We start from the raw sequence: 5,858 nt of genomic DNA on the forward strand, positions 1-5,858 counted from the left end.
GGAGAAAGAGGGCCGTCTGGGACGCAAGGCCAATGCGGGCTTTTACAGCTATGACGAAAAGGGCAAGCGCCAGGGCCTCTGGGAGGGTCTCCGCGAGCAGTATCCGCCGCGCGCTGAACAGCCTGATCTCATCGACGTCCAGCACCGCTTGCTCTTTGCACAGACACTTGAGGCCGTGCGCGCGCTGGAAGAAGGCGTGCTGATGGACATCCGTGAGGGCGATGTCGGTGCCATTCTTGGCTGGGGCTTTGCGCCATGGTCAGGCGGTCCGCTGAGCTGGCTCGATATGCTGGGTGCGGCATATGCCGCCGAGCGCTGTGACGCTCTGAGCGAAGAGTTCGGTGCGCGTTTCAGTTGCCCGGATCTGCTGCGCGACATGGCCGCGAAAAACCAGACCTTTTACGGGCGTTTCGGTGCCACTGCCAAAGCGGCCTGATCCGCAGCCCCCGCGTACACGGTAAAAAGGGGGGCCGCGGCCCCCCTTTTCAGTTTGCTGCATTCTTGTCTGTTATCCCGGTCTGCTGGTCGGGTGGTCTTAAACGGCCAGGGAATATTCCCCGAAGTTCGCGGTGTAACGGCCCGTGCGCACAAGTGCCCGCTCCGCCAGAGCCTTGTCGAGCATGAACACCTCACGCGCCTGAGCATAGGCCATGACATTGTAAAGCCTCTGGACGGATGAGCGGCTCATACGGGCACTGTCGGTGCGGCCCCGGCAAAAGGCCAGCACACCACTGCGCACATAAATCACCTCGTCCTGACGGAAGATCAGACGGATCTGCTCCAGTTCCGGCACCGGGGCTTTGCGCCTGATGCCGCAGAGCCCTTCCAGAGCCAGCGACGGTACTACGGCAAAGGGATCCCCCATCGGATCCCGCACAAGTTCGCTTTCGACAAGCACGCCCTGCGCGGGCAGAAGGATGATCTCTGTGTCGTTGCTCAGGGCTCCGGCCGGGACAGTCAGCGGCCAGAAGGGGTGCGGGATCGTGGTCGCACCGGGCCAGAGCACGGTACGGCGGATGGCAATGATCTCCTGCAGGCTGTTATCGAAGGTTTTTACCCGGTCGCCTTCGCGCAGGTCACCTACGCGTATCCAGCCTGCGTCGCAGGCCACAAGAGTGTCAGCCGTCAGCCCTTGGTCCATGACCGTGCTTTCCCCCTGTCCGGTCAGGCCGGTTTGTGTCCGGGTTTCAAAGCTCTTTGCCGACATTCCAACAATCCCCTGAACGATGCTGTTGCGCTGCACCGTTTCTTTCACCCCGTTAACGATGTTCAGAAGAGTGTCGGGGATGAGCCGGGATTAAGGCGCGATTGTGTCATTGTTTCGCTCAGATGGCAGAGACCCGGGTGACTGTCGTAGATTATTTCAGGTTGAAGGACAAAAGATGTCAGCAACCGGGCGGCGAAGCGGCGGGCAGGACAAATATGGGGCAGCCGGAGAATCACCCGCGGGTCGGATTCCGAGGCAGATTTCACACGGCGGCACCTTCCAAAATGCTGCAAAACAAATATCGTGACACCGGCCCGTACGACGTATCGGGCAGGACCTGCAGGGAGAGATGACATGGGCTGGATGCGTGACGAGACCGGGCTTGGAAAAACACCCGCAAACTACGTCCCTCTGACGCCGTTGTCGCATCTGCGCCGGGCGGCGCATGTTTTTGCCGGCCGCACGGCAGTGGTCTGTGGCAACCATCGCGTCACCTATGCGGAATACTACGAACGATGCACCCGGCTTGCTTCGGCACTGGCACGGCGGGGTTTGAAACCGGGTGATGTGGTCGCCACCCTGATCCCCAACCTTCCTGCCCAGGCGGAGGCTCACTTCGGCGTGCCCGCATGTGGTGCGGTGCTGAATACGATCAACACGCGGCTCGACGTTGATACGGTGAGCTATATCTTTGCGCATGGCGAGGCAAAGATCATCCTCGCTGACACGCAGTTCATCGAGCTTGCCGAAGCCGCAGTTGCCCTGCTGGACGGCACAGCACCGCAAATCATCGAAGTGCCCGACCCGGACGCAGGGTTTCCTGCAACGGGCCGGCACCCGGTTTATGAGGACCTGCTCCGCGAGGGAGATGCAGGGTACGACTGGATCATGCCTGAAGACGAGTGGGAAAGCATTTCGCTGAACTATACTTCCGGCACCACCGGCCGGCCAAAGGGCGTCGTGTGCCATCACCGGGGCGCCTATCTGATGACAATGGGGACCGTGGTCAGCTGGCGCATGGCCGTCTATCCGGTTTATCTGACCATTGTGCCGCTGTTTCACTGCAACGGCTGGAACCACACCTGGATGATGCCACTGCTGGGCGGCACGCTGGTCTGTCTGCGCGACATAACCGCGTCAGGCATCTACAGCGCGATCGAAAAAGAAGGTGTCACCCACTTCGGTGGTGCCCCGATCGTGCTGAATATGATCGTCAATGCCACCGAAGCGGAACGGCGTCCCTTTGAGCACCGCGTCGAGGTTTTTACGGCCGGCGCACCGCCTGCCCCCGCGACGCTCTCCAAAATCGAAGCGCTCGGGTTTAATGTGACGCAGGTCTACGGGCTGACCGAGACCTATGGCCACGTCACCGAGTGTCTGTGGCGGAATGAGGAATGGGACGGTCTGGGCAAACCCGACCGTGCCGCCATAAAAGCCCGGCAGGGCGTGCCTTTCCCGATGATGGAAGACATCACCGTGCTGGACAGCAATATGGTTCAGGTGCCGAAAGACAGCAGTACCCAGGGCGAGATTATGATCCGCGGCAATTCGGTGATGAAAGGGTATTATAAGAACCCCGAGGCCACGGCAGAAAGTTTTGCGGGCGGTTATTTCCACTCAGGTGATCTCGCGGTGCAGCATCCGGACGGCTACATGCAGATCGCTGACCGGGCCAAGGATATCATCATTTCAGGCGGCGAAAACATCTCGTCGGTTGAGGTCGAAGGCGTGCTGATGGGCCATGATGATGTGCTGCTGGCCGCTGTGGTCGCCAAACCCGACGAAAAATGGGGCGAAGTGCCCTGCGCCTTTGTCGAACTGAAACCGGGGGCTGCTGAGAACGCCGAAGCGCTGATTGCCTTTTCGCGTGAAACGCTCGCCGGGTTCAAAGCGCCCAAGCATGTGGTGTTTCAGGAGCTTCCGAAAACCTCCACCGGCAAGATCCAGAAGTTTGAGTTGCGCAAGCTGGCAGCGACCCTCTGAACGGTATGCAGTCCCTGTTTGCCGGAACCGGCCGGGATGATAAGAAGGGGCTCAATCAGTCCCGGGCAGAAACACCGCAATGACGGCTCTCAAAAAATACGCGCGCCTTGAGGCCACAGGTCTGTGGCGCGCTGCGGAAGGTGATCAGCGCCGCGAGGTTGTGGTCTCGGTCGGTGACGCAACGCTGATCATATCGGATATGCGCGACCAGCCGATTACCCACTGGTCGCTGGCAGCTCTTCAGCGTGCAAACCCCGGCAAACGCCCGGCGATCTTTCACCCGGACGGAGACCCGGGTGAAACCCTCGAACTTGACGCTTCGGAGGCTGAGATGATCGAGGCCATCGAGACACTGCGCCGCGCGGTGGAACGTGCCCGGCCCCGGCCTGGACGGTTGCGGGGTCTGGGCGTGGTGGTGTCCTCGCTGGCGGTGGCGGCGCTGGCAGTCTTCTGGCTGCCGGGCGCGCTGATCAGCCACACGGTCTCGGTTGTGCCGGATGTGAAACGGACGGAAATCGGCAATGCGCTGCTGGAGCGGATTGAGCGGATGACCGGTCCTGCCTGCGCGGATAAGGCCGGGGTCTCCGCTTTGCAAAAGCTGCGCGCCCGGCTCGGCACCGGTCCGATCAGCCTGATGCCCGGCACCGTCATAACCAGCCTGCATCTGCCCGGCGGGCGTATTCTGCTCGACCGGGCACTGGTGGAGGATTTTGAGGAGCCCGACGTGGCGGCAGGCTTTGCCCTCGCCGAGCAGACCCTCGCGCGGAATTCTGATCCGTTGCGTGATCTGCTGGAAACCACCGGGACCAGGTCGGGGTTTCAGCTGCTCACAACCGGCACGCTGAAGGGAGAAATCCTTGATCGTTACGCCGAGGTGTTGCTGACGCGCGAGCGTGAGATGCCTGATCCCGACGCCCTGCTTGCTGCATTTGCTGCGGTATCAGTGCGCAGCGCACCTTATGCTCTGGCGCGCGATATCACCGGGGAAGACGTGCTGCCGCTGCTGGAAGCTGACCCGATGGCAGGCCGCGACCCGGTGGCACTTCTCAGCGATGCCGACTGGCTGCGACTGCAGAACATCTGCGGCGGCTGACGCTCACCTTTCCTGCTCACGCATCGGAACACCGCGACTCCAGAGCCGTTGCATATCAGCATGGCCCTGCAGCGTCTGTTCGGCACGGCGCGGATTAAGCCGGCCATCGCTCCAGGCTTTGCGATGCCCCGGCGGAACAGTCACGGGCCGGAACTCCTGGCGCTCTTCGTAAACGTGGCGCGGCAGGACGCGCGCCGTGAGCGGCACCCCTTTTGCAGCAGCAGTGGCCGGTGTCACGACCGTCCCGGCGAGCGATGGACCAACCCGCCGGTTGCGCACCGGTGAAGGCTGCCGCGCTGCCACGACAGGTGCAGGCGCAACGACAACAGGCGCCACCGGTGCCTGCACAACCGGCGCAGGGGTCGGAGCCGGCGGCGCATCGGCGACAGGCACAGCCGGATCAGAACCGGCCGCCGCAGGCTCTGTGCTTTGCGGGACAACAATCACGACTTCGGCCCCGGGCGGAATTACCGGTGCCTCCCCGGGCGGCGCCGGAGCCGTCACGGCTGCGGTAAAGGTCGGGGAGCGGCCGCATACCTGCCGGCGCGCCGGGTTAACCCGCGGCACCCAGCGCACAGCGTCATCAACCCCTACACGATTGAAAACACAGCCCCTGCTGTCGACAAACTGACTGCCGGTGTAGCCCACCGGCGGCATTTCCGCCGGCACCCCAGTGGTTTGCGCAATCACCCCGGTGCCGCAGATGCTGAAAACCAGCGCGTAAAAAGACCTTGAAAAAATGCGCATCATAACCAGTCCTGCCCCCACAAGATGAAGCACGACGATGCCGCAATCCGCTCTGTTAAACAAGGGACAGACGGCGCATTTCGCGCCGCCCTCCGGTTATTTCGTGCCGAACATCCGGTCACCGGCATCGCCCAGACCCGGCACAATATAGCCGATATCGTTGAGTTTTTCATCAAGCGCTGCAGTAACGATCGGCACATCCGGGTGTGCCTCGTTCATCCGTGCGACACCTTCAGGTGCTGCCAGCAGGCACAGAAAACGGATGTTGCTGGCGCCGGCATTCTTCAGCAGATCAATCGCTGCGACAGATGAATTCCCGGTGGCCAGCATCGGATCCACTGCAATAACAAGCCGGTCCTCGAGCTCTTCGGGCACCTTGAAATAATACTGAACAGGTTTCAGCGTTTTCTCATCGCGGTAAAGGCCGACAAATCCCACGCGCGCTGACGGAATGAGCTCCAGCACACCGTCCAGCAGGCCGTTGCCCGCTCTCAGAATCGATATCAGCGCCAGTTTCTTGCCGTCCAGCACAGGCGCATCCATCTCCTGCATCGGTGTTTCGATCCGCCTCGTCGTCATCGGCAGGCCGCGCGTAACCTCATAGGCCAGCAATTGGCTGATCTCGCGCAGTAACTGCCGGAATACCGCCGTCGGTGTTTCTTTGTCCCGCATAATGGTCAGCTTGTGCTGTACCAGCGGATGATCAACGATTGTCAGATTATCAGACATAATGCCCCCTAGCTCGCCCGTTCCCGGTGTAGCGCCGAAGCCTGCCTGCCCGCAAGACGCACCGGGGGGCCTTCCGACCGAAAACATGCAAAGCCGTGC

5 protein-coding genes and 1 pseudogene are annotated in these 5,858 nt (G+C 61.6%); 3 read left to right on the forward strand and 3 right to left on the reverse strand.

Annotated elements, in window-relative coordinates; genetic code table 11:
- A pseudogene (locus tag Q0M35_RS16630) lies at positions 1-436 on the forward strand (3-hydroxyacyl-CoA dehydrogenase); the annotation flags it as partial.
- 99 nt (positions 437-535) lie between these two features.
- Here Q0M35_RS16630 and Q0M35_RS16635 read toward each other — a convergent pair.
- On the reverse strand, positions 536-1,207 hold the full coding sequence (locus Q0M35_RS16635; protein ID WP_295317389.1) for a Hint domain-containing protein: 672 nt from the start codon (positions 1,205-1,207) through the stop codon (positions 536-538).
- 354 nt (positions 1,208-1,561) lie between these two features.
- Between Q0M35_RS16635 and Q0M35_RS16640 the strand changes: the two genes are divergently transcribed.
- Together Q0M35_RS16640 and Q0M35_RS16645 are read left to right on the forward strand one after the other, a co-directional pair.
- Positions 1,562-3,190, forward strand: coding sequence for an AMP-binding protein (locus tag Q0M35_RS16640; protein WP_295317390.1), 1,629 nt, complete (start codon positions 1,562-1,564; stop codon positions 3,188-3,190).
- Positions 3,191-3,269: 79 nt separating this feature from the next.
- Positions 3,270-4,283 (forward strand): hypothetical protein, encoded by a 1,014-nt coding sequence (locus Q0M35_RS16645; protein ID WP_295317391.1) that lies wholly within the window; start codon positions 3,270-3,272, stop codon positions 4,281-4,283.
- A gap of 3 nt (positions 4,284-4,286) precedes the next feature.
- Here Q0M35_RS16645 and Q0M35_RS16650 read toward each other — a convergent pair whose 3' ends face one another.
- Together Q0M35_RS16650 and upp are read right to left on the reverse strand one after the other, a co-directional pair.
- Positions 4,287-5,033 carry a hypothetical protein gene (locus Q0M35_RS16650; RefSeq protein ID WP_295317392.1) on the reverse strand — a complete coding sequence of 249 codons (747 nt, stop codon included), beginning with the start codon at positions 5,031-5,033 and terminating at the stop codon, positions 4,287-4,289.
- Positions 5,034-5,126: 93 nt separating this feature from the next.
- On the reverse strand, positions 5,127-5,759 hold the full coding sequence (gene upp / locus Q0M35_RS16655) for a uracil phosphoribosyltransferase (RefSeq protein WP_295317393.1): 633 nt from the start codon (positions 5,757-5,759) through the stop codon (positions 5,127-5,129).
- Positions 5,760-5,858: the final 99 nt, after the last annotated feature.

Origin of the sequence: Roseobacter sp., assembly GCF_024639605.1 — a bacterium.
Taxonomy (GTDB): domain Bacteria; phylum Pseudomonadota; class Alphaproteobacteria; order Rhodobacterales; family Rhodobacteraceae; genus Roseobacter.